Origin of the sequence: Pinisolibacter sp. (assembly GCF_036782435.1) — a bacterium.
Taxonomy (GTDB): Bacteria; Pseudomonadota; Alphaproteobacteria; order Rhizobiales; family Ancalomicrobiaceae; genus CALBKH01.
The window spans coordinates 1-23,595 of record NZ_DAIPZB010000039.1 but is presented as its reverse complement, the minus strand read 5'-3'; the positions used below and the strand labels follow the sequence as shown (position 1 = coordinate 23,595).

The window sequence follows — 23,595 nt, the reverse complement described above, 5'->3', positions numbered from 1 at the left end:
CGCGGAGCATACGGACAATCGTGCGAAGGTCGATGATCCGGCGGTTTTCGGTCACATTCTCGCGTTCTTCGACCAATGGACCGGGTGGACCTCACCCGCCCGGGATCTTCTCCATGAAGACCAGATCGAGCCAGCGGTCGAATTTGCGCCCGACCTCGGGAAGACGCCCGACCTCGACGAAGCCGAGATCGGTGTGCAGTGCGATCGAGGCGGCGTTGCCGGCTTCGATGCCGGCGATCATCGCATGCTTGCCGAGCGCCGCCGCGCGGCCCTCGAGTTCGACGACGAGAGCCCGCGCCACGCCGCGGCGGCGGAAGCGCTCGTCGACATAGACCGAATGCTCGCAGGTGTGGCGGTAGCCGTCGAAGGCGCGGAAGTCGCCGAACGATCCGTAGCCGGCGATCTCGCCGTCGATCTCCGCGACCAGAACCGGATAGCCGAGCGCCCGTCGCGCCGCGGCCCAGCGCCGGCGGTCGTCGAGATCGACCAGGGTCTCGTTCCAGATCGCCGTGGTTTCGGCGACGGCGACGTTGTAGATGCGCCGAATCGCTTCGAGATCGCCGTCCTCGGCGTCGCGGACGATCGTCGCGGGCATCGGCTCCCGTTCGGCGCTCACCGGAACACCTCGTTCGGATAGGCGCCCCAGACGCGTCCCTGCTCGATCCATCCCTTGACGCCGCCGCCGGAGACCCGGCACCAGCGCCCGGTGCATTCCGCCACCTCGAGCAGCACGTTCGGCTCGACCTCGGCGACGATCCGCGCCCCGGCCTCGCCCTTCTCCCGCATCGGCGTCCTGCCGGTCTTCTCCCAGGGGGTGACGAGCGCGGTGCGCTTGCCCGACAACAGCGTCTTCTGCACCCAGCCCTCCGCGCCTTCCGAATCGCGGATGTGGAACCACACGTCGAATTCCTGGGTGATCTCGACCGGCACCCCGGCCTTGACGAAGGTCCAGGCGATCTCGTGGTCTTTGCTCGGACCCTGGCGGACGTTGACCGGCGACGACTTGGTGGAGACGAAGCGCGGCAGCGGCAGCCCGCTCGGACCGACGGCCTGTTGCGCGACGGCGGGCGCCGCCGCCGTCGGCAGGGCGATCAGGAGGGCGGCGGCGAAGGCTCGGGCACGAAAATTCATGGATCTTCCGACGGAATGGGGAGGTTCGGCGTTCCGGGTTGTCTACCACGTCCTGCGATCGTCGCCACCGATCGCGACGAAAGGTAGGTTCCTCGACGAATTGTCATTTGCGAGGCATCTGCTAGACAGAACGGAAGTGCGGGGAGTGCGCCTCGCGACGACTCTGCGTCGCCGTGGTTAAGGACACTTCAACGGGTGATCGCACCGGCGCCTTTCGCCTTCCGAGGGTCGGAACCTTCGGAGGGAACGGTGCCCGCGGCACGCGTCGGATGCACGGTGAAACGTGGTGGGAGCTGCAGTCCATGCCGAAGAGCAAACCCTCGGTGATCGTCACCCGGCGTCTTCCCGACGTCGTCGAGACCCGGATGCGCGAGCTCTTCGACGCCCGTCTCAACGTCGATGATCACCCGATGAGCCAGGCCGAGTTGGTCGAGGCGGTGAAGAGCTGCGAAGTGTTGGTGCCGACCGTCACCGACACCATCGATGCCGCGGTGATCTCCCAGGCCGGCCCGCAATTGCGCCTCATCGCCAACTACGGCAACGGCGTCGACAACATCGACGTCCAGACCGCGCTCAATCGCGGCATCACCGTCACCAACACTCCCGGCGTCCTCACCGAGGACACCGCCGACATGACCATGGCGCTGATTCTCGCCGTGCCGCGCCGTGTCGCCGAGGGCATGGCGGTGATTCGCGACGGCGATTGGAACGGCTGGTCGCCGACCTGGATGCTCGGCCACCGCATCAACGGCAAGCGCCTCGGCATCATCGGCATGGGTCGGATCGGTCAGGCGGTCGCCCGCCGGGCCCAGGCCTTCGGCATGTCGATCCACTATCACAACCGTCGCCGGCTGCCGGCGTCGGTCGAGGAGGGGCTGGAGGCGACCTATTGGGAGAGCCTCGATCAGATGCTCGCCCGCATGGACGTCATCTCGATCCACTGCCCGCACACCCCGGCGACCTACCATCTCTTGTCGGCTCGCCGCCTCAAACTGATTCGCCCCGAGGCCTTCGTCGTCAACACCGCCCGTGGCGAGGTGATCGACGAGAACGCCCTCGCCCGCATGCTGGAAGCCGGTGAGCTCGCCGGCGCCGGGCTCGACGTCTTCGAACACGAACCCGCCGTCAACCCCAAGCTGGTGCGCTGCAAGCGTGTCGTCCTCCTGCCCCACATGGGTTCGGCGACGATCGAGGGCCGCGTCGACATGGGCGAACGGGTGATCATCAACATCAAGACGTACCAGGATGGCCACCGTCCCCCCGACCGCGTCCTGCCGTCGATGCTGTGAGCCGGCGACGGCGTCGTTCGCCGCCGCCGCTCTCCGACCGTCGACGGCCGATCGAGGAGAAGATCCGATGACCCCTCGTGCTCCGTCCTCGCACCGCCGTTTCGGCCTCGTCGCCCTCGCCGCCTTCGGCGTCTCGCTCGCGCCGGCGCTCGCCCAGCAGTCGGCGCCGAGTCCTGTCGCGCCCGCCGCGCCCGCGCCCGCGCCCGCGCCGGTGGCGGTTCCGGCGGCCGCTCCGGCGCCGCAGAAACCGGCACTCGACCGCCACGGCATGCCGGAGAAGATGAGCGGCGAGCAGATCAAGGAGATCTGGTTCGACGGCCGTCCCTTCGTCGCCACCGGACCCGACGGCACCGCGTTCCGTATGGTCTTCACTCCCGACGGCAAGGCTTCTCGTCTGGCCATGGCCGGCAAGAAGCCCAAGCCGGTCGTCGGCTTCTGGCGGGTCATCGCCGAAGGCTATTGCTCGCGCTGGTCGGGGTCCAACCGCGAGAAGTGCTTCAACGTCCGCAAGAGCGAGGACGGAACCCGCACCATCGTCCGCTTCGGCCAACAGATCGCCGGTACCTGGGAACGTCCCTGACCGTCGAGAGCAGGGGCCGGCACGCCGCCGGATCCGCCTCCCGCCGGCGTCCGCGAGGAGATCGCCGCCCGTGCAGTCACCGAAATATCGCCGGGCCCTGCCGGAAGACCGCCGCGCCGATCTCGTCGAGGCCACGTTGCGTTGCCTCGCCGAGCAGGGGCACGCCGGCGTTTCGGTCCGCCGCATCGCCGCCGAAGCCGGCGTCTCGGCCGGTCTCGTCAACCACCACTTCGACGGCATCGAAGCGCTGGTGGGCGCAGCCTACGAGAAACTGTCGAAGGATCTCCTGGCCGAGGTGATGTCGCGGGTCGAACGCGAGAGCGAACCCCGCCGCCGGCTCTCGGCCTATTTCGCCGCGATCTTCTCCGACGCCGTGCTCGACCCGCGGCTGTTGCGCATCTGGGTGGTGTTCTGGAGCCTCCTGCCGCACGCCGAACCGCTCAAGTCGATCCAGAAACGCATGTGGGCCGACTACCGCGGGTCGATCGAGCGCGAACTGGCCGCTTGCGCCGCCGCCGACCCTGCTTTCGATCCGAGTCACACCGCCCTCGGCCTCGCCGCCCTGATGGACGGATTGTGGCTGCAGGGATGCCTCGATCCCGGCAGCTACCGCGCCGCCGACGCCCTCGCCCTGTGCGAGGCCTTCACCGACGACGCGCTGTCGCGGCGCGGCGGTTGATACCATCGGTCATTGGAAATGACCGATGGTATTCCTGACGCGAATTTCTCATATCTCTGACGAAAAAGAGAAATTCGCGTGTGTTCGAAGGCCGGGTGCGTCAGCACCTTCGGCCTTTGGTATGAGTCGGATCGCCGGGCCGGCCGTGCGATGCGAGAGGGCGAATTCGGGCGGATCGTCCCGGATCGGGCGCCGCGTACGACCGCTCGAAATCCCAGCGAATGTGCCATTTCGGCAGGCGTCGCGCACGCTCGAGCGGCGCTCGAGCGGCGCTCGGCGCCGGCGTGGTCACGAGACGCAAATTGAAATATCAAATTGCTACGATCGAGGGAAAATTTCTTCGCCTACTATGCCATTGCTGAAAAGGGATTTCTCGGAGTCGCCGATAAGTTCGAAACGGTTGTGTCAGTATATGCGCGGATTCTGTTTTTTGCATTTGCGAACTCTTGTCAGACGAGTCCGGGTAAGGCAGTGTCCGTAGTTGATCATCCGTATGAGGGGCGCATGCGCATCCGCGGATGGCGTCATCACTGGGGAGGCGCGGCCGACCGCATCCCGCGAACGAGAAGACGTCCGGAAGGGGCGGCCGTAGCCTGATGAACATCGTCGAACTCGAAGCCAATGCCGAACGCGCGGCGGCGCTCCTCAAGTCGATGGGTAGCCCCCGCCGCCTCCTCATCCTGTGCCAGCTCGTCGACGGCGAGCGGCCGGTCGGCGAATTGGAGAAAGCCGTCGGGCTGAGCCAGTCGGCGCTGTCGCAGCACCTCGCCGTGCTGCGCCACAAGGGCTACGTCACCACCCGCCGGGCCGGCCAGTCGATCTTCTATTCGCTCGCCGGCGACGAGGTGAAGTCGATTCTCGAGACCCTGCACGGGCTCTACTGCGGCGGCTGCGGCGAGGACTGAGCCCCACCGGTGCGCCCGTCCACCGAGAAACAGGTGCGATCTTCCGCGATCTCTTCCTGGATGAAGCGCGTCACGGTCCTGACCCGGGCCGTGTCGGCGAGATCGGCGTGGGTGAAGAGCCAGTAGCTGCGGGTCAGCCGCACCTCCTGCGCCAACACCGGCACCAGACCCGGCCGTTCCGCCGCCATGAACGACGGCAGCACGCAGATGCCGTGGCCGCGTTCGGTGATGGTCATCTGCGCCGTCAGCGACGACGACTGGATGCGTGCCTTGAGGCCCGGCAGCACCTCGTCGAGATAGTCGAGACCGCGGGTGAAGACGAGATCGTCGACGTAGCCGACGAAGGCGTGGTGCACGAGGTCGCCGCGGCGGCGGATCGGCGCGTGCCGCTCGAGGTAGCTCGGCGCGGCATAGAGGCCGAGATCGTAGTCGGTCAGCCGGGTGGTGACGAAGCGGCTCTCCTTCGGTGGCGCCAGACCGATCGCCACGTCGCCTTCGCGCTTCGACAGCGCCACGATCTGTTGGATGGTGACGAGTTCCAGCCGCAGCTGCGGGTGCTTCTCGGCGAAGCGGCCGATACGCGGCGCGAGGAAGACGTTGCCGAAGCCCTCGAGGCTGTTGATCCGCACCGTGCCGGTGACCCCGACCTCCGGCCGCCCCAGTTCCGCGGTCGCCGCCGTCGCCTGGGCCTCCATCGCCTCGGCGTGGGCGAGCAGACGTTCGCCCGAGAGCGTGAGGAAGTAGCCTTGCGGCGCTCGCTCGAACAATTTCGCCGCGATCGCCCGCTCGAGCGCCGCCACCCGGCGGCTGACCGTCGCGTGGTCGGTGCCGAGCCGCCGCGCCGCGCCGGTCAGCGTCCCTTGCTGCGCCACGGCGAGGAAATAGCGGAGATCGTTCCAGTCGAAGCGGGTGGTCAAGGACGGTGGCCTCCGACATCTGTGACGCGTATGAGCATTTCGCCACGGGATATGGGCGACATGATCCGTGGATGTGGCGATTTGTCCATACTATTGTCGCCGCCACCTGGAACGAAAAGCCCCTGACGGGAGGATTTCATGCGCGAGTACGGACATTTCATCGGCGGCAAGGCGGTCGCCGGCACTTCGGGACGCACCGCGCCGATCTGGCAGCCGATGACCGGTGAGCAGATCGCCACCGTGGCTCTCGCCACCACCGCCGAACTGCGCGCCGCGGTCGAGAACGCCAAGGCCGCGCAGCGCGAATGGGCGGCGGTCAATCCGCAGCGTCGCGCCCGCGTGCTGATGAAGTTCCTCGACATCTGCAACGCCCGCGCCGACGAGATCGCCGACCGGCTCGCCCGCGAGCACGGCAAGACCATCCTCGACGCCAAGGGTGACCTGCAGCGCGGCCTCGAAGTGATCGAGGTGGCGATCGGCGCCCCGCACATGCTCAAGGGCGAATACACCACCGACGCCGGCCCCGGCATCGACCTCTATTCGATGCGCCAGCCGCTCGGCGTCGTCGCCGGCATCTCGCCGTTCAACTTCCCGGCGATGATCCCGCTGTGGATGTGCGGCCCGGCCATCGCCGCCGGCAACGCCTTCATCATGAAGCCGTCCGAGCGGGATCCCGGCGTGCCGATGATGATCGCCGAGATCTGGATGGAAGCGGGTCTGCCGGCCGGCATCTTCAACGTCGTCAACGGCGACAAGGAAGCGGTCGATGCGGTGCTCGACGACCCCGACATCAAGGCGGTGAGCTTCGTCGGCTCGACCCCGATCGCCCACTACGTCTATTCGCGCGCCACCGCGAACGGCAAGCGCGCCCAGTGCTTCGGCGGCGCCAAGAACCACATGGTGGTGATGCCCGACGCCGACATGGACAAGACCGTCGACGCCCTCATCGGCGCCGGCTACGGCTCGGCCGGCGAGCGCTGCATGGCGATCTCGGTCGCGGTTCCGGTCGGTGCCGGCACCGCCGAGCGCCTGATCGAGAAGCTGATCCCCCGCGTCGAGAGCCTCAAGATCGGCCCCTCGACCGACGCCGGCGCCGATTTCGGCCCGCTGGTGACCGCCGCCCACCTCGACAAGGTCAAGGGCTACGTCGATCTCGGCGTGAAGGAGGGCGCCAAGCTCCTCGTCGACGGCCGCGGCTTCAAGATGCAGGGCTACGAGAACGGCTGGTACATGGGCGGCTGTCTCTTCGACCACGTCACCACCGACATGAAGATCTACAAGGAGGAGATCTTCGGACCGGTGCTGTCGATCGTCCGTGCCCACGACTACGAAGAGGCGCTGGGCATGATCAACGCCCACGAATACGGCAACGGCACCGCCATCTTCACCCAGGACGGTGACGCGGCGCGCGACTTCGCCGCCCGGGTCGAGGTCGGCATGGTCGGCGTCAACGTGCCGATCCCGGTGCCGCTCTCCTACTTCACCTTCGGCGGCTGGAAGCGCTCGTCCTTCGGCGACCTCAACCAGCACGGCATGGACGGTTTCCGCTTCTGGACCAAGACCAAGACGGTCACCTCGCGCTGGCCCTCGGGCATCCGCGCCGGCGCCGACTTCGTCATTCCGACGATGAAGTGATCGTGTGAGGGTCGCGCAGGGAGCGAGATCGATCGAGCGCCCGGCTCCCCTCACTGCCCCTCCCCGTCGAGGGGGGCGGGGACGCTCGAAACGACCACTGTAGTCGGCTCGAATTCGCTCCCCGACCGCACGTGCCGCGCGTCGAGAGTCCACGGAACGAGCGTTACGACGGCAGGTGCCACATCGTTCCCTCCCCCCTGGAGGGGGAGGGACAGGGAGGGGGGGCTCCGAGCCGCCGGGCCGGCGGAAACGCGCCGGCTCTCGCCTCTCCCGCACGCGAAGAGCGCCCACCGAGAAGCACCGCAGGGAGAGGACCGCATGGAGACCTTCGACTACGTCATCGTCGGCGGCGGCTCCGCCGGTTGCGTCCTCGCCAACAGGCTCTCCGCCGACCCGAAGACCCGGGTCGCGCTGCTCGAGGCCGGCGGCAAGGACGACTGGATCTGGTTCCACATCCCCGTCGGCTATCTCTTCGCCATCGGCAATCCGCGCGCCGACTGGTGCTTCGAGACCGAGCCCGATCCCGGCCTCAACGGCCGCAGGCTCAAGTATCCGCGTGGGCGCGTGCTCGGCGGCTCCTCCGCCATCAACGCCATGCTCTACCTGCGCGGTCAGGCCGCCGACTACGACGGCTGGCGCCAGATGGGGCTCGAAGGTTGGGGCTGGGACGACGTCTTCCCGGTCTTCAAGTCGCACGAGGACCACTATCTCGGCGCTTCGGCGAACCACGGCGCCGACGGCGAGTGGCGCGTCGACAAGGCGCGCATGAGCTGGGAGATCCTCGACGCCTTCGCCGACGCGGCGGCCGAATGCGGCATCCCCAAGGTCGCCGACTTCAACGGCGGCGACAACGAGGGATCCTCCTATTTCCAGGTCAACCAGAAGAACGGCCGGCGCTGGTCGGCCGCCCGCGGCTTCCTGAAACCCGCCCTCGATCGACCGAACCTCACGGTGATCACCGGCGCCCTCGCCGACCGCGTCCTCTTCGAGGGCAAGCGCGCCGTCGGCGTCGCCTATCGCAAGGACGGGGTCGAGAAGCGGGTGGCCGCGCTCGGTGAGGTGATCCTCGCCGCCGGCGCCGTCGCCTCCCCGGCGATCCTCGAGCGCTCCGGCGTCGGTGGGGCCGAGCGGTTGAAGCGCCTCGGTGTCGAGGTGGTGGCCGACGTCCCCGGCGTCGGCGAGAGCCTGCAGGACCACCTGCAGCTCCGCACCATCTTCAAGATCTCCGGCACCCGCACCCTCAACACCGACTACCGCAACTATCTCAAACGTGCCTGGATGGGCGTCGAATACGCCCTCTTCCGCCGCGGCCCGTTGGCGATGGCGCCGTCGCAGTTCGGCGCCTTCACACGCTCGTCGTCCGACTTCGCCACCCCGAACATCGAGTTCCACATCCAACCGCTGTCGCTCGACAAGTTCGGCGAGCCGATGCACCCCTTCGGGGCCTTCACCGTCTCGGTGTGCAACCTGCGCCCGACCTCGCGCGGCTCGATCCACGCCCGCTCGACCAACCCGGCCGACGCTCCGGCGATCGCCCCGAACTATCTCTCGACCGACGAGGACCGCCGGGTGGCGGTCGATTCGATCCGTCTCGCCCGCCGCATCACCGAGGCCCCGTCGCTCGCTCGCTTCCGCCCCGAGGCCTTCCTGCCGAAGGCGGAGCTGACCTCCGACCAGGAACTGGTGAAGGCCGCCGGCGACATCGGCACCACCATCTTCCATCCCGTCGGCACCGCGAAGATGGGCCTCGCCTCCGACCCGCTCGCCGTCACCGACGCGCGCCTCCGGGTTCGGGCGGTCGAGGGGCTCAGGGTGATCGACGCCTCGATCATGCCGGCGATCACCTCCGGCAACACCAACTCGCCGACCATCATGATCGCCGAGAAGGGGGCCGGCATGGTGCTCGAGGACGCCCGAGCCTCCGCCTGACGGGCCTTCGGGTGCGGCCCGACGCGCCGCGCCGCCGCGCGGGTGACCGAATCGGCGAGAAAAGGCCGATGCGACGCCGGGGCACGATTGCCCTCGGCGGCGATCTGCGCCATTGAGGCGAGGAAAACGCCGCGCCGTGCGCGGCCGACCGTCGTACCGGAACTCCCGTTCAGGAACTCCATGCCCGAGTCCGTGGCTCGCCCGGCGCCGCCCGCCGAAACCCCAGCCCTGCTCCGCCGCCTCGTCGCCGACCAGGGCCGCGCCCACTGGAAGGGCTATCTCCTCGCCTTCGTCTTCATGGCGATGATCGCGGCGACCACCTCGCTCTCCGCCTATCTGATGCGCGACGTCATCAACGAGGTGTTCATCGCCCGCAACCAGAGCGCCATCTGGATGCTGTCGGGGGCGGTGGTGGTGCTCTACACCGTCAAGGGCTTCGCCACCTACGGCCAGCAGATCACCCTGACCCGCATCGCCAACGCCATCGTCGCCTCGGTCCAGCGCCGCCTCTACGGCCACATGCTGGCGATGGACGTGCCCTTCTTCGCCGAGCGCCACACCTCCGAATTCGTCGGCCGTCTGTCCTTCGTCGCCACCTCCTCGGCGCAGGTGCTGAACGCCCTCATCACCGTCGCCGGCCGCGATTTCCTGTCGCTGCTCGGCCTCGTCACCGTGATGATCGTCCAGGATCCGATGCTGTCGATCGTCGGCGGCATCGTCATGCCGCTCGCCGTGTGGGGCGTGCAGGGGTTGGTGAAACGCGCCAAGAAGATCATGCGCTCCGAGTTCGCCGGTGGCATGGCGGTGCTCGAGACCATGCAGGAGACGGTGCGCGGCATCCGCGTCGTCAAGGCCTTCGGCCTCGAGGACCTGTTCCGCACCCGCATGGAAGGCCAGATCGCCACCGTTCAGGCGGCCGCCGACAAGCGCGCCCGCGTCGGCGCCCGCTCGGTGCCGTTGATGGAGACCCTCGGCGGCTTCGCCGTCGCCGGCGTCATCCTCTACGGCGGCTGGCGGGTGGTGGCCTCGGGCGCGACCCCCGGCACCTTCTTCTCCTTCATCACCGCTCTGCTGCTCGCCTACGAGCCGGCCAAGCGGCTCGCCCGCGTCCATGTCGAACTCTCCGCCAATCTCGTCGGCGTCGGCCTCCTCTACGAGTTCCTCGGCCAGCCGGCGCGCGAGGCCGAGGCGGCCGACATGCCCGAGCTCGCCGTCGCCGGCGGCCGGGTCGAATTCGCCGACGTGCGCTTCGCCTACCGCGATGGCGAGGACGTGCTGAACGGCCTCTCCCTCGTCGCCGAGGCGGGCCGGACCACCGCGCTGGTCGGCCCCTCGGGCGGCGGCAAGTCGACGATCTTCGCCCTGCTGCTGCGCTTCTGGGATCCGCGGTCCGGCTCGATCACCGTCGACGGCACCGCGATCGACGCCGTGTCGCGCCGGTCTCTGCGCCACCGGATCGGCATCGTCAGCCAGGACGTCTTCCTCTTCGCCGGCACCGTGGCCGAAAACATCGCCCTCGGCCGACCCGGCGCCAGCCGGGCCGAGATCGAGGCGGCGGCCCGTGCCGCGTACGCCCACGACTTCATCGTCGGCTTCCGCGATGGATACGACGCCCCGGTCGGCGAGAACGGACTGCAGCTCTCCGGCGGCCAGCGCCAGCGTATCGCCATCGCCCGCGCCATTCTGGAAGATGCCCCGATCCTGCTCCTCGACGAGGCGACGGCGGCCCTCGACACGGAGAGCGAACGGGCGATTCAGGAAGCGCTGGCCGAACTGTCGAAGAACCGGACGACGCTGGTCATCGCCCACCGTCTCCAGACCATCCAGCGCGCCGACAAGATCTGCGTGATCGAGTCCGGCCGGGTGGTCGAACAGGGCCGCCACGACGATCTGCTCGCCGCCCGCGGTCGTTACGCCCGCCTGCACGAGGTCCAGTTCGGTTGACCGGCCGATGTCGCCGTGGAGGACACCGCCGATGCGTCGTCGTGATCTCCTGACCGGGTCCCTCGCCGCCCTCGCCGCCGGCCTTCCCGGCCGCAGCGCCCTCGCCGCGACGACGCTCGGCGACGCCGCCGCCCGCGCCCGCGTCACCTTCGGCTCCGCCTTCGACCGCGACGCCGTCGACGATCGCGCCTACGGCGACCTGCTGCGCCGCGAGGCGCGCATCCTGACGACCGACTGGTCGATGAAGTTCGACGCCTTGCGCCCTCGCGGCCCCGAGGCCGATTTCTCCGGCGCCGAGCGGCTCGTCCGCTTCGCCGAGGAAGCCCGCATCCCCGTCCGCGGCCACACGCTGATCTGGAACGAGAACCTGCCGGCTTGGCTGAAGGCGCTGTCGCGCGAGCGTCGTGCCTCCTGGCTCGATCGCCACGTCGGCGAAGTGATGGAACGCTTTGCCGGCCGCATCCACTCCTGGGACGTGGTCAACGAGCCCTTCTGGCCCGACCACGGCAACAAGGGTGGGTTCCGCGGCGGCCCCTGGTACGACGCCCTCGGCCCCGGTTACGTCCTCGCCGCCTTCCGCGCTGCGGCCAAGGCCGATCCGGGGGCGAAACTGGTGCTCAACGAGGCCTTCACCGAATCCGGCGACCACCTCGGCCTCACGGTGCGCGCCGGCCTGCTGCGCCTCGTCGACGACATCCGCGCCGCCGGCCTGCGCATCGACGCTGTCGGCCTGCAGGGCCACATCACCCGCGGCCGCCCCTTCGATCCGGTCGGCTGGCGGCGCTTCCTCGCCGACCTCGCCGCCCGCGACGTCGAGATCTGGATCACCGAGCTCGACGTCGACGATCACATCTTCCCCGGCTCGGCCGAAGAACGCGACGCCCGCGTCGCCGAGGTCTATCGCGTCGTGCTCGACACCGCCCTCGGCGAGCCGAAGGTGACGACCGTCATCACCTGGGAACTCGCCGACGGCTTCAGCCATTACCGCGACGTCCACGGCGCCGACGCCCGGCCCTTGCCCTTCGATCGCGCGTTGCAACCGAAGCCGGCGTTCGACGCCATGGTCGCGGCGTTCCGGGCGCGCGCGGCGCGCTGACCTTCTCAGCCGAGCCCGTGGCGCAGCGCCACCACCGCGACCACCCCGGTGACGATGGTGGCGAGCATCGGCGCGCGGAAGGCGGCGACGATCGTCGCCGCCGCGGCGAGGGTCTCCGGCCAGCCGGTGACCAGCACGGTCGGCGCGATCACCGCCGTCAGCACCGCCGGCGGTATGGCGTCGAAGGCGGCGCGGAGCCGCCCGGTCGGCCGGAACCGCGGCCCGAGCAGCAGCCCGGAGATGCGGCAGCCGAAGGTCACCGCCGCCATGCCGAGGATGGCGAGGAGGGTGGCGGTCTGGTCGCTCATCGCGCCGCCTCTCCGCCATCGAGGATCGCCGCCACGGTGATGCCGGTGAGCGCCCCGGCGAGCACGTGCCACGGCGCACCGACCGTCAGATGCGTCCCCGCCGCCGCCAGAGCCGCCGCGACGATCACCATCACCGACGTCCGCGATTTGGCGAAGCCGGCGGTGAGCGCGATGAACATCGCGGTGAAGGCGAAGTCCGCGCCGAAGCGGGTCGGATCGCCGATCAGCGGTCCGGTGAGCGCTCCGAGGAAGGAGAAGCTCATCCAGTTGACCCAGAACACCGCGCCCATGCCGAAGAAGTACGGGGCCGAGATTCGCCCACCCCCGGCGCGGCGCTCCGACATCGCCCAGTTCTCGTCGGCGAGCACGTGGAAGCCGAGGATGCGGCCGAGAAGCGGCAGATGCGCCACCTTGGGCGCCAGCGACGCGCTCATCAGAATGTAGCGAGCGTTGATCAGCAGGGTCGAGACCAGCAGGGCGGCGATCGGCACCGGATAGGACCAGATCTGCACCGCCGCCAACTGCGCCCCGCCGGCGAAGACCAGCGCCGAGGTCAGGAGCACGTCGACGACGCTCATGCCCTCGGCGGTGGCCAGAGCCCCGTAGAGCAGGCCGATCGGCGCGGCGGCGACCATCGCCGGGGTGATGTCGACGATCGCTTGGCGGATCTCGGCGGCGGCGGAAGGGGTGTCACGGGTGTTCATGCCGGCGACGATGCCGCCGGCGACCCCGCCGGTCTTGAACGAAATCGTCCCGTCTCGATCACGGCGCGACGGTAGGCGCCCGGCGGGACGCCGATGCGCGCCTTGAACACCCGGGTCAGATGCGCCTGATCGGCGAAACCGACGGCGCTCGCCACCGCGGCCGGCATCTCGCCGGCGCGCAGCAGATCGCGGGCGCGGCGCACCCGGACGCCGATCAGATGGGCGTGCGGCGTCAGCCCCACCTCGCGGCGGAAGGCGCGGATCAGATGATGGGTGGAGAGCCCGGCGAGGCGCGCGAGATCGGCGAGCCTGAGATCCTGGCGGTAGCGCTCTTCGATCTCCCGCATCACCCGCGCCACCGGTCCGCCCTCGCGGCCCGTCCGCACGAGGCCGACACCGGCATGGTGGTCGAGGACATGGGCGTAGGCCTCGATCAACATCTCCTCCGCCGCCAGCCCGTCGTGCCCGCTCTCGAGCAGCCGGTGGGCCGTCTCGAACAGCGCCGAGCCGCGCGGATCGTGCACGACGCTGTCGCGGAAGAACGGCGTCGTCGCTCGCCTGCCGGAGACCTCGGTGGCCAACGCCGTGAGGAAGGCCTCGCTCGGATAGGTCATGCGGTAGGAATAGCCGCCCTCCCACGGCATGCCGTCGTGGACGTCGAGCGGCAGATTGAAGAGCAGATCGCCCGCGCCGGCATAGTGCTTGCGGCCGCGCGCGTTCCACACTTCGACCCCGGCGCCGACCGATCCCATGACGTAGGTGTCGTGGGTGTGTGGCGAATAGGTGTGGGTGGTGAAGGTCGCGGTCAGGCAGTCGAGATCGGGAAAGCGCGGCGATACGAAATAGCGCGCCGTCTCGCCGGGCGCGAGCGGCGGCACCTCGTGGTCATGGGTCGACGGGGCCGTGGTCATCGTGGCCGATGCTGCCACGTCCCGCACCTCCCGTCTTGAATGAAATCGCTCTGCGGACGGCGACGCGTTCCCGACGACCGCGCCGCCTTCACCCCTGCGCGCCCACCGGCCGCGCCCGCCAGCCGGAGATCCGCGGTCGACGGCCGAGGCGCACCGAGCGGTGGAAGAAGTCGCCGAGATCCTCCGACCGGGTCAGCGAGACGACGGTCACCCCTGCGAGCATGTCGATCGCCTCGAAGATCCGCCGCGTCTGAGTGATGTCGAGGTCGCTGGTGGCGTCGTCCATGATGATCCACGCCGGTTTGTGGATCAGCACCCGGGCGAAGGCGAGCATCTGCTGTTCGTCGGTCGACAACCGCTTGTCCCAGCGTTCGACGTCGTCGAGGCAGCTCGCCAGACGCCGCAGGCCGACCGCGTCGAGCGCCGTCTCCATCGCCCGCGATTCGAAACTGTCGCCCTGTTCGGGATAGGCCAGCGCCTCGCGCAGCGACCCGAGCGGGAAGTAGGGGCGCTCCGGTACGAAGGCGATGCGATCGCGCGGCGGCAGGCGGATGGTGCCGTTGCCGCGCGACCACAGGCCGGCGAGCGCCAGGAACAGCGTCGACTTGCCGGCCGACGGTTCGCCGAAGATCTGCACCCGCTCGCCGGCGGTGATGCCGAGCGAGGGCTTCTCGAAGGCGGCGCGGCCGCTCGGCAGCGCCAGTTCGAAGTCGTCGAAGACCAGCCCGTCGTCGGGGTCGACGACGAAATCGATGTGTCCGTGGACGCCGTTGGGGCGATCGAGCGAGGCGAGCGCCTCGTGCAACGCCTCGATGCGGACGAAGGTCGCCCGCCAGTCGGCGAGCCGAGAGAAGTTGTCGACGAACCAGCGCAGCGACGACTGCACCTGATTGAACGAATTGACCACCATCATCAGGCCGCCGAGCGACATGGCGCCGACGAAATAGCCGGGCGAGGCGACGATCACCGGCACCACCAGAGCGAGCCAACCGTAGCCGGAGGTGACCCAGGTGAGGCGGGCGAGATCGTCGGCGAGCCGCCGCATCGCCTTGACGACGTTGTCGAACAGCATCGCCACCGTGCGCCGCTCGTCGGCCTCGCCGCCGTAGAGCGTGATGCCCTCCGCCGATTCGCCGATCCTCACCAGCGCGAACCGCATCTCCGCCTCGCGGGCGTAACGCGCGGCGTTGTCCTCGACCATCGGTCGGCCGACCCACCAGGTCAGCGTCGACCCGGCGAGGGCGAAGCCGACGGCGCACCACACCATGTAGCCGGGGATGGCGACGAGTTTGCCACCGATCTCGAACTTCACCTGTTCGGAGAGCACCCACAGCACCCCGACGAAGGAGACCAGCAGCAGCGTCGCCTGCAACAGGCTCGCGCCGAGATCGGCCGTCAGTTCGGCGAAGTGCCGGGCGTCCTCGTGGATGCGTTGATCGGGATTGGCGCCCGATTCGCCGGCGAAGGTCAGCAGATAGGTTCGCTTCGACACCAGCCAGTCGTCGAGCAGGTTCTCCGTCAGCCAAGACCTCAGCCGGATCTTGATCATCTCGGTGAGCCAGGTCTGCGCCACGACGAGAACGAGCAGCGTGCCGGCGATCTTCAGGAAGTTCAGCGACTGGGTGACGAAGCCCGGCCAGTCGCGCCGTTCCAGCGCGTCGTAGAACTGGCCTTGCCAGTCGTTGAGCCAGAGCTGGCCGCCCATGTTGGAGACGATGACGACGACGAGGGCGACCACCAGCCAGAACAGGGCGCGCCGATCCGGCGAACCGGCCATTCGGCCGACCACCTGGCGGACGTGGCCGAAGATCCCGAAGGGCATCGGCAGCGGCGCGACTCCGGGTCTCCCGGTGGGAGCGGAGGGGGTGTCGGAGGACGAGGTCGTGGCCGTCATGGTGGATCCGGTTCCCCGGGGGTCGGGCGGTTCGCCCGACGCTGCGGGGAGGGTTCGCATCGACTTTGCCTGCCCCGCGTCGCCGTTTCAACCGCCATGTCGGCCCTGCGCGCCGCGCGCCGGCGGGCGTGACGTCGCGGCGACGGATTCACCGAATATCGACCCTTCTCTGTCAAGATTGACGAGTGCGAAGACCGAAGGGCGGGAGGCACCCCATGTCGAGGATCGAGACACTCGTTTCCGCAATGACGCTCGAGGAGAAGATCGGCCAGCTGATCATGATCTCACTCGGCGCCGACACCATCGTCACCGGGCCGAAGGCCGCCGCCGATCCCAGCATCGCCGACGTCCGCGCCGCGCGCTGCGGCTCGGTTCTGAACCTCGTCGGCCGCGACCGCATCCATGCGCTGCAGAAGATCGCGGTCGAGGAGACCCGCCTGAAGATCCCGTTGATCTTCGGTCTCGACGTCATCCACGGCTATCACACCGCTTTCCCCGTGCCGCTCGGCGAAACCGCCGCCTTCCGCCCCGACGTGTGGCGGGAGAGCGCCCGCATCGCCGCCGAAGAGGCTGCCGACGACGGCCTCCACCTCACCTTCGCGCCGATGCTCGACCTCGCCCGCGATCCCCGCTGGGGCCGCATCATCGAGGGACCGGGCGAAGATCCGCACGTCGGCTGCATGCTCGCCCGCGCCAAGGTCGAAGGCTTCCAGACCGCGAACCTCGCCGGTCGTGACGCCATCGCCGCCACCGCCAAGCATTTCGTCGCCTACGGCGCCTGCACGGCGGGGCGGGACTACGCCGCCGTCGACATCTCCGAGCGCATGCTGCACGAGGCCTATCTGCCGGCTTTCGAAGCGGCGGTGAAGGCCGGAACCCTCGCCATCATGCCGGCCTTCATCGACATCGCCGGTCGGCCGATGTCCGGCGACAAGGGCTTCCTCACAGATCTCGTCCGCACGAAATGGGGCTGGGACGGCATCTACATCTCCGACTTCGACGCCATCCGTGAACTGATCGCCCACGGTGTCGCCGCCGACGACGCCGAAGCCGCGGCGCTGGCGCTGAAGGCCGGTATGGACATCGACATGCAGAGCAGCGCCTATCCCGAGGGACTGAAGCCGGCGCTCGAGCGCGGCCTGATCTCGATGGACGACATCGACGCCGCGGTGCGCCGCGTGCTCGCCGCCAAGGAGCGCCTCGGCCTCTTCGACGACCCCTACGGCCGCGGCTCGGTCGAGGGCGGCGTCTCCCGTCCGCTCGTCGATCGCCGCGCCTGTGCCCGCGAGGCGGCGGTCGTCTCCATGGTGCTCGTCAAGAACGATGCCGGTCTCCTGCCGCTGTCACAGGCCGGCGGGCCGATCGCCCTCATCGGCCACGCCGCGGTCAAGGACGACGAGGCGCTCGGCTCGTGGTTCGCCCTCGCCGACATGAAGCCGATCACCGGGCTCGCCGCCGGCATCGCCGCCGCCTTCCCCGATCGCGAAGTGATCGTCGAGAAGGGCTGCGACATCGCCCTCGACGGCCCGTCGCCGGAAACCGACGACGCCGACATCGCCCGCGCCGTCGAAGCGGCGAAGAAGGCCGAGGTGGTGCTGCTCGCCATCGGCGAACCGGCGCTCCTCACCGGCGAGGCGGCGAGCCGCACCCGCATCCGCCTGACCGGCCGCCAGGAGGAACTGGCGAGGAAGGTGATCGCCACCGGCAAGCCGGTCGTCCTGCTCCTCGCCTGCGGCCGGCCACTGACCGAGACCTGGCTCTACGACGAGGTCGGCGCGGTGCTGATCACCTGGTATCTCGGCTCGGAAGCCGGTCCGGCGGTCGGCGACATCGTCTCGGGCGCCCGCTCGCCCTCCGGCCGCCTGCCGGTCTCCTGGCCGCGCCACGTCGGCCAGATCCCGATCTTCTACAACGAGCGGCCGAGCGGTCGCCCCTGGGCGCCGGGCGAGCACTTCACCACTCGCTGGGTCGACAGCCCCAACACCCCGCTCTGGCCCTTCGGCCACGGCCTCGCCTACACCACCTTCGACATCTCGGCGCCGCGCGCCGCGGCGACCTTCTGGGCGGGCGAGCCGCTCGAGGTCGAGGTCGACGTCGCCAACACCGGCGCGCGCGCCGGCGCCACCACGGTGTTCCTGTTCCTGCACGATCGGGTCGCCTCCACCACCCGGCCGATCATGGAGCTGAAGCGCTTCGAGACCATCGACCTCGCCGCCGGCGAGCGCCGCACCGTCCGCTTCATCCTCGCTCCGGAGGATTTCTTCTGCTTCGGCCCCGACATGGTCGCCCGTGCCGAACCCGGGGTCTTCGATCTGCTGGTCGGAGACAGCGCCGACCGCGAGACCCTGAAGAGCCTCGAGGTGACCTTGCTGGGCGACGCGCTGGTGGCGTGACTCTTCGCGAGATCGGGTGCCTCGGCACCCTCGCCCGCCGGGGTCACCGCACCTTCGGCGGCGGTACGAAGACCGCGGCGGTGAAGAGCAGCGCGCCGAGCGCCATGGTGAGCGGCGTCGCCAGTCCGCCGCCGAAATGGGCGGCGACCAGCGACAGGGCGATGCCGCCGACCTGCTGGAAGAGCCCGAGCCAAGCCGAGGCCTGACCCGCCATCTCCGGGAACGGCTGCATGGTGATGGCGATCGCCATCGGTTGGCCGATGCCCCAGCCGAAATAGAAAGGGAAGACGGTGACGAGGATCACCGCCCAGTGGCCGAAGCCGAGCCACAGCACGAGTGCCGGCATCGTCGTGCCGAGGATGAGCAGCGCCGCCGCGGTGCGGAGGATGTGGCGCGGCAGCAGTCGCTGGGCGAGGCGCATCGACACGAGGCTGCCCGAGACGAACCCGGCCGAGCCGATGGTGTAGACCGCCGAGGCCTCGAGCTTGCTCATGCCGAGGGTGCCGATCAGCAGGAAGCCCGAGGTGGTGAGCCAGGTGAGCAGGATGCCGTAGCCGGCGGCCAGCGCCGCCACCCCGATCAGGAACACCCGGTGGCGCACCAGCCGGCCGAGCGCCGCGACGATCGAGATCCCGTCGCCGCCGCCGACCGCCGCCGGTCGCGTCTCCGGCAGCCGCCGCCACAGCACCGTGGTGAGGATCGCCCCGTAGAGGACGAGGACGACGATCGTCGCGCGCCAACCGCCGAGATGGGCGGCGAAGGTGCCGAGAAGCGGCGCGGTCAGCGGCGCGATGCCGACGAAGGCGCCCATCTTGGAGAGCGCCCGGCCGGCGCCTTCGGCCGAGACCGTGTCGCGGATCAGGGTGCGCGAGACGATCGGGCCGGTCGCCGCCGCCATGCCCTGGACGAACCGCGCCGCCACCAGGAGGTCGAGGCTCGGGGCGGACGCCGCCAGGATCGAGGCGAGGGTGTAGATCGTCAGGCCGACGAGCGCCGTCGGCCGCCGGCCGATCCGGTCGGCGAAGCGGCCGATGAAGAGATGGGCGAGCCCGAACCCGAGGGTGAACGACAGCATCGTCCGCTGCACGCCGGCGATGTCGACGCCGAAATCGCGCCCGAGATCGACCATCGCCGTCAGGTAGATGTCGGTCGACATCGGCAGCACCGCGAACAGCGCCGCGGCGAAGGGCACGATCGGCGCCCCGCGTCCGGGGTGGTCGGAGCGCGGCGGTGATGCGGGCGTCGAGGACATGGAAGATCTCGAACGGGACGGGCAGGGTGGGCGATCGCGTCGCCGCGGACGCCGCGACGGACACCCGCCCTCGTCGTCCGGTCGACGAAACATCTTAACCCCCGCGTCGCTCCGGGCGAACCGCGGTTCGCGAACAAGCGGATCGGAAGTCGGACCCGGTCATTCGGATTTCCTATAGAGGATCCGCGGCCCCGGCCGTGGCGCCCGACCTCACCCGAGGATGTCGATCACCACACCCTCGTCGGGACCGAGCGACAACGTTTCGCCCACCGCTTCGCCTTCGCGGACGAGGCCGGTGGTCAGCGCGATACGCCCGCCGACCGCCTCGGGCAACGACACCTCGCGCGCCTCGTGCGAGAAATTGAGGGCGACGAGCAGCCGCTCGTCGCCGCGGCAGCGCATGTAGGCGAGGACGTCGTTCGCCCCGGTCAGCACCATGACGTCACCGACGGCGAGCGCCGGACGGGCGCGCCGCAACGCGATCAGGCGGCGATGCAGCGTCAGCACCGAGTGCGGATCGCCGCTCTCCACCGCGACGTTGCAGCGCTCGTGGCCGGGGACCAGCGGCAGCCACGGCTCCACCGTGGAGAAACCGGCGAGCGGCGAGGCGTCCCACTGCATCGGCGTCCGCGCGATGTCGCGATCGTGGCCGGGTAGGCCGGGCTCCTGCTTCTCCTGCGGATCGCGCACCCGGTCGGGCGGGATGACGCCGCTCTCGAGGCCGATCTCGTCGCCCTGGAAGATCGTCGGCGTGCCCCGCGCCGTGAGCAGGAACATGGCGGCGACGCGCGCCTGCGGCGGCCCGAAGCGGGAGGCGACGCGGCCGTTGTCGTGGTTGCCGAGCACCCAGTTGGGCCACGCCCCCTTGGGCAGCGCCGTCTCGTAGATCTCGATCGAGCGGGCGACCACGTCGGCCCGCCACGGATCCATGATGAGGTGGAAGTTGAACGGCAGATGGCAGCCGTCGAGGGTCTCGCCGTAATAGGTGCAGAGCCGGTCGAAATCGAGATAGAGCTCGCCGATCAGCACTTTGTCGGGGAACTCGTCGAGCACGCGGCGGAAGCCCTTCACCAGATCGAGGATGCCGGGTTGGTCGCAGGTGCGGATCTGCAGCAGCTCGCGCACCTTGGGCTCGCCCGGCTTGTAGTCCGGGTTGGGCGGATTGTCCCGCCACTGCGGGTCCTTGAGCAGATGCCAGATGACGTCGACGCGGAAGCCGTCGACGCCGCGTTTCAGCCAGAAGCGCAGGACGTCGTGCATCGCCGCGACCACGGCCGGATTGCGCCAATCGAGGTCCGGCTGCTCGGCGAGAAAGCCGTGATACCAGTACTGGCCGCGTTCCTCGCACCATTTCCAGCCGCCGCCGCCGAACATCGAGCGCCAGTTGTTGGGCGGCTCGCCGTCGGGCGCCGGGTCGCGCCACATGTACCAGTCGGCGCGCGGGTTGTCCCGGCTCGACCGGCTCTCCAGGAACCAGGGATGCTGGTCGGAGGTGTGGTTCGGCACGAAGTCGAGAAGGATGCGGATGCCGCGATCGTGGGCGTCGGCCAGCAGCGCGTCGAAATCCGCGAGTGTCCCGAACAGCGGGTCGATGTCGCAATAGTCGGCGATGTCGTAGCCGAAGTCCCGCATCGGCGAGACGAAGATCGGCGACAACCACAACGCATCGACGCCGAGATCGACGAAATGGTCGAGACGCGATCGGATGCCGGCGATATCGCCGATCCCGTCGCCGTTCGTGTCCTGCAACGACCACGGATAGACCTGATAGACGATACCGCGCTTCCACCAGGGGTCCGCCAGGGTCGCGGGATGAGGGTCCATCACATCCTCCTTGCCCGGCATCGAGACGTGGGCCGGGCGGACATCGTCATCGAACGACACTATCACGGGTCTCCGCTTCGCGGCGGTCTTCGCCGATGAGGGAGATCACCACCCCCTCGTCGGGGCCGAGGCGGACGATCTCGCCGACCGTCTCGCCGTCGCGGTCCGACCCCGTCGAAAGTGCCACCCGCCCGCCAGCGGCCTGCGGGATCGAGACGGCGCGCGGCGTCTGCGAGAAATTGAGAGCGACGACGAAGCGTTCGGCGCCGTGACTGCGCACATAGGCGAGGACGTCGTCTTCCCCGCCGAGGACCGTGACCTCGCCGATCGCCAGCGCCGGATGGGCGCGGCGCAGCGCGGCGAGCCGCCGGTGCAGCCACAGGATCGAATTCGGATCGCGCTCCTCGGTCTCGACGTTGCGGAACGCGTGGTCGGGCGCCAGCGGCAGCCACGGCTCGCCGCTCGAGAACCCGGCGCCGGGCGAGGCGTCCCATTGCATCGGTGTGCGGGCGATGTCGCGATTGTGGTCGACGAGTCCCGGTTCCTGCTTCTCCTGCGGGTCGCGGATCCGCTCGGGCGGCACGACGCCGTTGGTCATGCCGATTTCGTCGCCCTGCCACAGGAACGGCGTTCCGCGGGCGGTGAGCAGGAACATGGCGGCGACACGCGCCTGTCCCGGCCCGAATCGCGACGCGACACGCGGATTGTCGAGATTGCCGATCACCCAGTTCGGCCAGGCGCCCTTCGGCAGAGCCGCTTCGTAGGTGCGGATCATGTCGGCGACGGCGTCGGCCCGCCACGGGTCCATCATCAGGTGGAGATTGAAGGGCAGATGGCAGCCGTCGAGAGCCTCGCCGTAGTAGGCGCAGATCCGCTCGAAATCGAGATAGAGCTCGCCGATCAGCACCTTGTCCGGGAACTCGTCGACGACCTTCCTGAGGCCGCGCACCACCTCGACGGTGTCGGGCAGGTCGGCGGTGCGGATCTGCAGGAATTCGCGGATCGCCGGCTCGCCGGGGCGGAAGTCGGGATTGGGCGGATTGTCGCGCCACGCCGGGTCCTTGAGCAGGTGCCACATGGCGTCGACCCGGAACCCGTCGACGCCGCGGTCCAGCCAGAACCGCATCACCTCGTGCTGCGCCGCCGCCACCGCCGGATTGCGCCAGTTAAGATCCGGCTGTTCGGCGAGGAAGGCGTGATACCAATATTGACCCCGCTCCTCGCACCACGACCAAGCGCTGCCGCCGAACAGCGAGCGCCAGTTGTTGGGTGGCCCGCCGTCGGGCGCCGGATCGCGCCAGACGTACCAGTCGGCGCGCCGGTTGTCGCGCGAGGCGCGACTCTCCAGGAACCACGGGTGCCGGTCCGAGGTGTGGTTCGCCACGAAGTCGAGGACGATCCGCAGCCCGCGGTCATGGGCCTCGGCGACGAGCCCGTCGAACTCGGCGAGCGTGCCGAACAACGGGCCGATGGCGGTGTGGTCGGCGACGTCGTAGCCGAAGTCCTTCATCGGCGAGACGTAGATCGGCGTCAGCCAGACCCCGTCGACGCCGAGGCGGACGAGATGATCGAGGCGCGAGCGGATGCCCGTGAGGTCGCCCCAACCATCGCCGTCGCCGTCCTGGTAGGAGCAGGGATAGAGATTGTAGAAGATGCCGCGTTTCCACCACGGCTCGGCGAGGGTCGCGGGATGGAACGGCATGGAACTCCTCCTGGATCGTTCGGTGGCGGCGCGTCTCGCGCCGGCGCCGGGAACGGCATCATAGACCCGCCGCCGACGACCCGGAAGCGGCGGAAAATACCGTAGGATCAATGCGGTGTTCCAAATTCCGAGGCACGGACGACGGGCGCGGCACCACCCCTCCCATTCGGCCGCCGACGGGCCGTAACCGATCTCCGTCGACGGCGAGCCCGGCGTCCGTCGCTGGGACAGAAATGTCCCGACGCGAACGGGTTCGTTTCTTCATTTCCGGTGTGATCGCCGAACCGATGATCGGCCCGCAGGGGCAAGGGCCGCGGAGGTCGCGACCGGACGAACCAAGGGGTTCCACGAGTTCGGATGTCGCGCTAGATGTGACCTCCGTTCCCGCCGCCGCTTCGACGGATCCGGCCGCGATCTTCAGCCGATGCGAAGTCGGTCCCTCGGCAGGCCCGGGCGTCGCCCGCTTCGATCCCACCTCACGAGGACACGTCCGCCATGTTCC

General features: G+C 69.2%; 19 protein-coding genes. 9 read left to right on the top strand and 10 right to left on the bottom strand.

The window, feature by feature from the left end:
* Positions 1-91: 91 nt before the first annotated feature.
* Both V7Q42_RS16080 and V7Q42_RS16075 read right to left on the bottom strand, forming a co-directional pair.
* Positions 92-595 (bottom strand): GNAT family N-acetyltransferase, encoded by a 504-nt coding sequence (locus V7Q42_RS16080; RefSeq protein WP_333825135.1) that lies wholly within the window; start codon positions 593-595, stop codon positions 92-94.
* A gap of 17 nt (positions 596-612) precedes the next feature.
* The gene (locus V7Q42_RS16075) at positions 613-1,131 is read right to left on the bottom strand and encodes an SH3 domain-containing protein (RefSeq protein WP_333825116.1); all 519 of its coding nucleotides are present in this window, start codon (positions 1,129-1,131) and stop codon (positions 613-615) included.
* Between the two features lie 302 nt (positions 1,132-1,433).
* Here V7Q42_RS16075 and V7Q42_RS16070 point away from each other — a divergent pair, with 302 nt between their 5' ends.
* The 4 genes from V7Q42_RS16070 to V7Q42_RS16055 all read left to right on the top strand — a co-directional run bounded on the left by V7Q42_RS16070 (position 1,434) and on the right by V7Q42_RS16055 (position 4,584).
* A complete protein-coding gene (locus V7Q42_RS16070) occupies positions 1,434-2,420 on the top strand; it encodes a 2-hydroxyacid dehydrogenase (RefSeq protein ID WP_333825115.1) in 987 nt (328 codons plus the stop codon).
* A 67-nt stretch (positions 2,421-2,487) separates the two neighbouring features.
* The gene (locus tag V7Q42_RS16065; protein ID WP_333825114.1) at positions 2,488-3,000 is read left to right on the top strand and encodes a hypothetical protein; all 513 of its coding nucleotides are present in this window, start codon (positions 2,488-2,490) and stop codon (positions 2,998-3,000) included.
* A 70-nt stretch (positions 3,001-3,070) separates the two neighbouring features.
* Positions 3,071-3,679: a TetR/AcrR family transcriptional regulator gene (locus V7Q42_RS16060; RefSeq protein WP_333825113.1), complete on the top strand. Its 609-nt coding sequence runs from the start codon at positions 3,071-3,073 to the stop codon at positions 3,677-3,679.
* A 596-nt stretch (positions 3,680-4,275) separates the two neighbouring features.
* Positions 4,276-4,584, top strand: a complete 309-nt coding sequence (locus V7Q42_RS16055) for an ArsR/SmtB family transcription factor (RefSeq protein ID WP_333825112.1) — start codon at positions 4,276-4,278, stop codon at positions 4,582-4,584.
* Here the strand turns inward: V7Q42_RS16055 and V7Q42_RS16050 are convergent.
* Complete coding sequence (locus V7Q42_RS16050) at positions 4,557-5,501, bottom strand: LysR family transcriptional regulator (RefSeq protein WP_333825111.1); 945 nt, start codon at positions 5,499-5,501, stop codon at positions 4,557-4,559. The genes V7Q42_RS16055 and V7Q42_RS16050 overlap by 28 nt on opposite strands.
* A gap of 138 nt (positions 5,502-5,639) precedes the next feature.
* Between V7Q42_RS16050 and V7Q42_RS16045 the strand changes: the two genes are divergently transcribed.
* From V7Q42_RS16045 to V7Q42_RS16030, 4 genes are all read left to right on the top strand, one after another.
* A complete protein-coding gene (locus V7Q42_RS16045) occupies positions 5,640-7,136 on the top strand; it encodes a CoA-acylating methylmalonate-semialdehyde dehydrogenase (RefSeq protein ID WP_333825110.1) in 1,497 nt (498 codons plus the stop codon).
* A gap of 318 nt (positions 7,137-7,454) precedes the next feature.
* On the top strand, positions 7,455-9,065 hold the full coding sequence (locus V7Q42_RS16040; protein WP_333825109.1) for a GMC family oxidoreductase: 1,611 nt from the start codon (positions 7,455-7,457) through the stop codon (positions 9,063-9,065).
* Between the two features lie 180 nt (positions 9,066-9,245).
* On the top strand, positions 9,246-11,009 hold the full coding sequence (locus V7Q42_RS16035) for an ABC transporter ATP-binding protein (RefSeq protein WP_333825108.1): 1,764 nt from the start codon (positions 9,246-9,248) through the stop codon (positions 11,007-11,009).
* A 31-nt stretch (positions 11,010-11,040) separates the two neighbouring features.
* Positions 11,041-12,105: an endo-1,4-beta-xylanase gene (locus V7Q42_RS16030; RefSeq protein WP_333825107.1), complete on the top strand. Its 1,065-nt coding sequence runs from the start codon at positions 11,041-11,043 to the stop codon at positions 12,103-12,105.
* Positions 12,106-12,110: 5 nt separating this feature from the next.
* Here V7Q42_RS16030 and V7Q42_RS16025 read toward each other — a convergent pair whose 3' ends face one another.
* From V7Q42_RS16025 to V7Q42_RS16010, 4 genes are all read right to left on the bottom strand, one after another.
* Positions 12,111-12,413 carry an AzlD family protein gene (locus V7Q42_RS16025; protein ID WP_333825106.1) on the bottom strand — a complete coding sequence of 101 codons (303 nt, stop codon included), beginning with the start codon at positions 12,411-12,413 and terminating at the stop codon, positions 12,111-12,113.
* Complete coding sequence (locus tag V7Q42_RS16020) at positions 12,410-13,117, bottom strand: AzlC family ABC transporter permease (protein ID WP_333825105.1); 708 nt, start codon at positions 13,115-13,117, stop codon at positions 12,410-12,412. Before V7Q42_RS16020 ends, V7Q42_RS16025 begins: the two co-directional genes overlap by 4 nt.
* Positions 13,114-14,046 carry an AraC family transcriptional regulator gene (locus V7Q42_RS16015; RefSeq protein ID WP_333825104.1) on the bottom strand — a complete coding sequence of 311 codons (933 nt, stop codon included), beginning with the start codon at positions 14,044-14,046 and terminating at the stop codon, positions 13,114-13,116. The genes V7Q42_RS16020 and V7Q42_RS16015 overlap by 4 nt, the downstream gene beginning before the upstream one ends.
* Before the next feature lie 70 nt (positions 14,047-14,116).
* Positions 14,117-15,850, bottom strand: coding sequence for an ABC transporter ATP-binding protein/permease (locus tag V7Q42_RS16010; protein ID WP_333825103.1), 1,734 nt, complete (start codon positions 15,848-15,850; stop codon positions 14,117-14,119).
* Between the two features lie 287 nt (positions 15,851-16,137).
* Here V7Q42_RS16010 and V7Q42_RS16005 point away from each other — a divergent pair, with 287 nt between their 5' ends.
* Positions 16,138-18,315, top strand: coding sequence for a glycoside hydrolase family 3 N-terminal domain-containing protein (locus tag V7Q42_RS16005; RefSeq protein WP_333825102.1), 2,178 nt, complete (start codon positions 16,138-16,140; stop codon positions 18,313-18,315).
* Between the two features lie 43 nt (positions 18,316-18,358).
* Here V7Q42_RS16005 and V7Q42_RS16000 read toward each other — a convergent pair whose 3' ends face one another.
* From V7Q42_RS16000 to V7Q42_RS15990, 3 genes are all read right to left on the bottom strand, one after another.
* Positions 18,359-19,567, bottom strand: coding sequence for a multidrug effflux MFS transporter (locus V7Q42_RS16000; RefSeq protein ID WP_333825101.1), 1,209 nt, complete (start codon positions 19,565-19,567; stop codon positions 18,359-18,361).
* Positions 19,568-19,777: 210 nt separating this feature from the next.
* The gene (locus tag V7Q42_RS15995; protein ID WP_333825100.1) at positions 19,778-21,391 is read right to left on the bottom strand and encodes an alpha-amylase family glycosyl hydrolase; all 1,614 of its coding nucleotides are present in this window, start codon (positions 21,389-21,391) and stop codon (positions 19,778-19,780) included.
* Between the two features lie 46 nt (positions 21,392-21,437).
* On the bottom strand, positions 21,438-23,093 hold the full coding sequence (locus V7Q42_RS15990; protein WP_333825099.1) for an alpha-amylase family glycosyl hydrolase: 1,656 nt from the start codon (positions 23,091-23,093) through the stop codon (positions 21,438-21,440).
* Between the last annotated feature and the right edge of the window lie 502 nt (positions 23,094-23,595).

What these genes read in the sequence shown, in the direction of transcription:
- V7Q42_RS16035 (WP_333825108.1), top strand. Translation starts at nt 9,246, where the DNA reads ATGCCCGAGTCCGTGGCTCGCCCGGCGCCGCCCGCCGAAACCCCAGCC.
- V7Q42_RS16045 (WP_333825110.1), top strand. Translation starts at nt 5,640, where the DNA reads ATGCGCGAGTACGGACATTTCATCGGCGGCAAGGCGGTCGCCGGCACT.
- V7Q42_RS16040 (WP_333825109.1), top strand. Translation starts at nt 7,455, where the DNA reads ATGGAGACCTTCGACTACGTCATCGTCGGCGGCGGCTCCGCCGGTTGC.
- V7Q42_RS15990 (WP_333825099.1), bottom strand. Translation starts at nt 23,093, where the DNA reads ATGCCGTTCCATCCCGCGACCCTCGCCGAGCCGTGGTGGAAACGCGGC.
- V7Q42_RS16055 (WP_333825112.1), top strand. Translation starts at nt 4,276, where the DNA reads ATGAACATCGTCGAACTCGAAGCCAATGCCGAACGCGCGGCGGCGCTC.
- V7Q42_RS16065 (WP_333825114.1), top strand. Translation starts at nt 2,488, where the DNA reads ATGACCCCTCGTGCTCCGTCCTCGCACCGCCGTTTCGGCCTCGTCGCC.
- V7Q42_RS16005 (WP_333825102.1), top strand. Translation starts at nt 16,138, where the DNA reads ATGTCGAGGATCGAGACACTCGTTTCCGCAATGACGCTCGAGGAGAAG.
- V7Q42_RS16030 (WP_333825107.1), top strand. Translation starts at nt 11,041, where the DNA reads ATGCGTCGTCGTGATCTCCTGACCGGGTCCCTCGCCGCCCTCGCCGCC.
- V7Q42_RS16025 (WP_333825106.1), bottom strand. Translation starts at nt 12,413, where the DNA reads ATGAGCGACCAGACCGCCACCCTCCTCGCCATCCTCGGCATGGCGGCG.
- V7Q42_RS16020 (WP_333825105.1), bottom strand. Translation starts at nt 13,117, where the DNA reads ATGAACACCCGTGACACCCCTTCCGCCGCCGCCGAGATCCGCCAAGCG.
- V7Q42_RS16010 (WP_333825103.1), bottom strand. Translation starts at nt 15,850, where the DNA reads ATGCCCTTCGGGATCTTCGGCCACGTCCGCCAGGTGGTCGGCCGAATG.
- V7Q42_RS15995 (WP_333825100.1), bottom strand. Translation starts at nt 21,391, where the DNA reads ATGGACCCTCATCCCGCGACCCTGGCGGACCCCTGGTGGAAGCGCGGT.
- V7Q42_RS16075 (WP_333825116.1), bottom strand. Translation starts at nt 1,131, where the DNA reads ATGAATTTTCGTGCCCGAGCCTTCGCCGCCGCCCTCCTGATCGCCCTG.
- V7Q42_RS16080 (WP_333825135.1), bottom strand. Translation starts at nt 595, where the DNA reads ATGCCCGCGACGATCGTCCGCGACGCCGAGGACGGCGATCTCGAAGCG.
- V7Q42_RS16070 (WP_333825115.1), top strand. Translation starts at nt 1,434, where the DNA reads ATGCCGAAGAGCAAACCCTCGGTGATCGTCACCCGGCGTCTTCCCGAC.
- V7Q42_RS16000 (WP_333825101.1), bottom strand. Translation starts at nt 19,567, where the DNA reads ATGTCCTCGACGCCCGCATCACCGCCGCGCTCCGACCACCCCGGACGC.